Source organism: Sphingosinicella sp., from assembly GCF_052387495.1.
GTDB lineage: Bacteria > Pseudomonadota > Alphaproteobacteria > Sphingomonadales > Sphingomonadaceae > Allosphingosinicella.
Genome location: NZ_JBQTJC010000041.1, coordinates 1 through 3159 on the forward strand (window position 1 = coordinate 1; position 3159 = coordinate 3159).

The 3159-nt window shown below is 70.6% G+C and carries 3 protein-coding genes; all 3 read left to right on the plus strand.

What is annotated here, in order from left to right:
• On the plus strand, positions 1–341 hold a 341-nt coding region (locus ACT4N8_RS02490), incomplete at its 5' end, for a BlaI/MecI/CopY family transcriptional regulator (RefSeq protein WP_444856557.1).
• Between the two features lie 43 nt (positions 342–384).
• On the plus strand, positions 385–2499 hold the full coding sequence (locus tag ACT4N8_RS02495) for a S46 family peptidase (protein ID WP_444856558.1): 2115 nt from the start codon (positions 385–387) through the stop codon (positions 2497–2499).
• 86 nt (positions 2500–2585) lie between these two features.
• The coding region (locus ACT4N8_RS02500) for a toxic anion resistance protein (RefSeq protein WP_444856559.1) at positions 2586–3159 on the plus strand (574 nt) is incomplete at its 3' end.

Below are 3159 nucleotides of genomic sequence, written 5' to 3' on the forward strand. Positions count from 1 at the left end.
AAGTTCGCAAGAACGATCAGCTCTTGCGCAGCCCCGATCATCCACCAAGCGCCCGGGCCGCGCTATTCGCGGGTGAAATGAAGCGGATCAGCGAAGCGTTCGACGCGAGCGGCATCTGGCCGGCGGCGCGGCCCATTTCGATCCGGCACCTCGCGCCGCGCGAGCGGCAGGTGGCGGAGCGGGTCGACTGGCTAAGCGAGGCGAGCGCGGAGGAAGTCCGCGACGCCCTTCCCGACGCGCTCAGCAACGCCGCGGTCCGTTCGATGCTGCGGCGGCTCGAAGCCAAGGGCGTGGTGAGCCGGCGCAAGCTCGGCCGCAAGTTCCTCTATCGGCTGGCCTGACCTCGCCTTGCCCGGGCCGCGCCGATTGCGGATGCGGCGCGGGATGCCTAGGACCGCGCTCGACACCGAGCCGGAGACCCCGATGCGCCGCTTCCTCCTCGCCACCACCCTCGCCCTTCTCGCCGGCACCGCCGCCGCCGAGGAAGGGATGTGGACCTTCGACAATTTCCCGATTGCGGCGGCGAACGAAACGCTCGGCACCGAAATCGACCAGGCCTGGCTCGATCGCGTGCGGCTCGCCTCGGTGCGGCTTGGCGGCGCCTCGGGCGGGCTGGTCTCGGGCGAGGGCCTGATCTTCACCAACGAGCATGTCGTCGCGCGCTGCGTCGAGGATCTGTCGACGCCCCAGCAGAATTACGTCGAGACCGGCTTCACGCCCGCGTCGCGCGAAGGCGAGCGGCGCTGCCCGGGCATGACCGCCGAGGTGCTGACCGACATTGCCGACGTCACCGCGCGCATGCAGGCGGCGGGCACCGGGCTCGAGGGCGAGGCTTTCACCCGCGCCCGCGACGCCGAGGCCGGGCGGATCGAATCCGAGGCCTGCGGCGACGATGCGAGCCGCCGCTGCCAGGTGGTGACGCTCTATCGCGGGGGTCAGTTCAGGCTGTACACCTACCGCCGCTATCGCGACGTCCGCCTGGCGTTCGCGCCCGAGCATCGCGCCTCGGCCTTCGGCGGCGACCTCGACAATTTCAGCTTCCCGCGCTTCGCGATCGACGGCGCCTTCGTCCGGATCTACGAGGACGACCGGCCGGTCGCGACGCCGGCCCATTTCCGCTGGAACCCGGCGCCGCCGCGCGCCGACCAGCCGGTCTTCCTCTCGGGCAGCCCAGGCGCCACCCAGCGCCTGCTCACCCAGGCCCAGCTCGCCACCGTCGCCGACGTGATGCTGCCGCTCGAGCAACTGCTGAACAGCGAGCTGCGCGGCCGGCTGATCCAGTACGGCCTGCAGGGGCCGGAACAGGCCTTTCAGGCGCAGGGGCCGCTCTCCAGCATCGAGAACACCTACAAGCGCGGCTACGGCCGCCAGCAGGCGTTGATCGACGCGCGCTTCATGGCCGCACGCGAGACGGCCGAGGCGGAGTTCCGCCGCCGGGTCGCCGCCGACGCCGCGCTCGCCGCGGAAATCGGCGACCCCTGGGCCAATCTGGCCGCGCTGCAGCCCGAAGTGCGCCGGCTCTACCCCGCTTATTATCTGCTCGAGACCCGCGCCGGCGGCGGCTCGCAGCTCTTTTCCTGGGCGCGCGACCTCGTCCGTGGCGCCGAGGAGCGGGCGCGGCCAAGCGCCGAGCGGCTTCCCGAATATGGCGACGCCCGCCTTCCCCAGGTCGAGCAGCGCCTGTTCGCCGAGCGGCCGACCTATCCCGCGGTCGACGAGATTCAGCTCGCCTGGTGGCTTTCGAAGACGCGCGAGATCCTGACCGTGGACGACCCGCGCAGCCGGACCCTGCTCGGCGAGGAATCGCCGGAAGCGCTCGCCCGCCGGCTCGCGACCGGTACGCGGCTCGGCGATCCCGCCGTCCGCCGCGCCTTGTGGGAAGGCGGGCTCGAGGCCGTACGCGCCTCCGACGACCCGCTGATCCGCTTCCTGCTCGCGATCCAGCCGCCGACCCGCGAGGCGCGCGGCGCCTATGAAGGCCGCGTCCAGGCGCCGACCGACCGCGCCACCGAAGCGCTCGCCCGCGCCCGCTTCGCCGCCTTCGGCACCAGCCTCTATCCCGACGCGACCGGGACCCTGCGCCTCACCTACGGCCGGGTGCGCGGCTGGACCCACGAGGGGCGGACCGTGCCGCACGCCACGACCTTCGACGGCCTTTGGGACCGCGCGACCGGCGCCCCGCCATTCGATCTCGCCCCCCGGCTCGCCGCCGCCCGCGAGCGGATTCCGGCCGACACCGTCCTCAACGTCGCCGCCTCGACCGACACGATCGGCGGCTCCTCCGGCTCGCCGGCGGTGAACGCGGCGGGCGAGATTATCGGCGCCAATTTCGATTCCACGGTGCTCACCCAGCGCAACGCCTACGGCTACGATCCGAACGTCAACCGCTCGGTGCTCGTCACCGCCGCCGCGGTCACGGCGGCGCTGCGCCACGCCTACGGCATGGACCACCTTCTGGCGGAGCTGGGCGTCTCGCGAGACGGCCGGCGAACACGGTGAGTTAGCGAAATAATACACGTTATCCCTTGCGCTGGCGCGCGCGAGGCACCAATCTCAGGCGGACATTTGAGAAAGCGGGGACGAACATGGCTACCCAGACCGAGACCGCCACGGCGACCGAGACGGCGAGCACGCTGACGCTCGATCCGCCCCAGCCGCTGCAGAGCGTTACCGCCGAGCAGGCGGCGGGCCTCGTGCCCCTGAAGGAGGAGCAGAAGAGCGCGCTAGAGGAGAAGGTCGACGGCTTCGTCGCCGAGCTGGTCGCGCTCGATTCCAACTCGCCCGATTTCGGCAAGAAGGTCGATCAGCTGACCACGATGGGCCGCAAGGAGATCATGGAAGCGGCGGGCCATTCGAACCGCTTCCTCGATCGCCCGATCAAGGCGATCGACAGCGACACGGGCATTGGCGCCGACCTGACCCAGCTTCGCAAGACGGTCGAGGGCCTCGATCCCGGCCGGGGCGTGAAGCCCCGCAAGCTGTTCGGGATCATCCCCTGGGGCAACTCCCTGCGCGGCTATTTCATGAAATATCAGTCGGCGCAGACCCACATCGCCGCGATCCTCTCCAGCCTCGCTTCGGGCAAGGACGAGCTCCTCATGGACAATGCCGCGATCGACGTCGAGCGCGCGAACATGTGGAAGACGATGGGCAAATTGG

Excerpts from the sequence above, each read along its gene's own strand:
- ACT4N8_RS02495 (WP_444856558.1), top strand. The coding sequence starts at position 385 with ATGCCTAGGACCGCGCTCGACACCGAGCCGGAGACCCCGATGCGCCGC.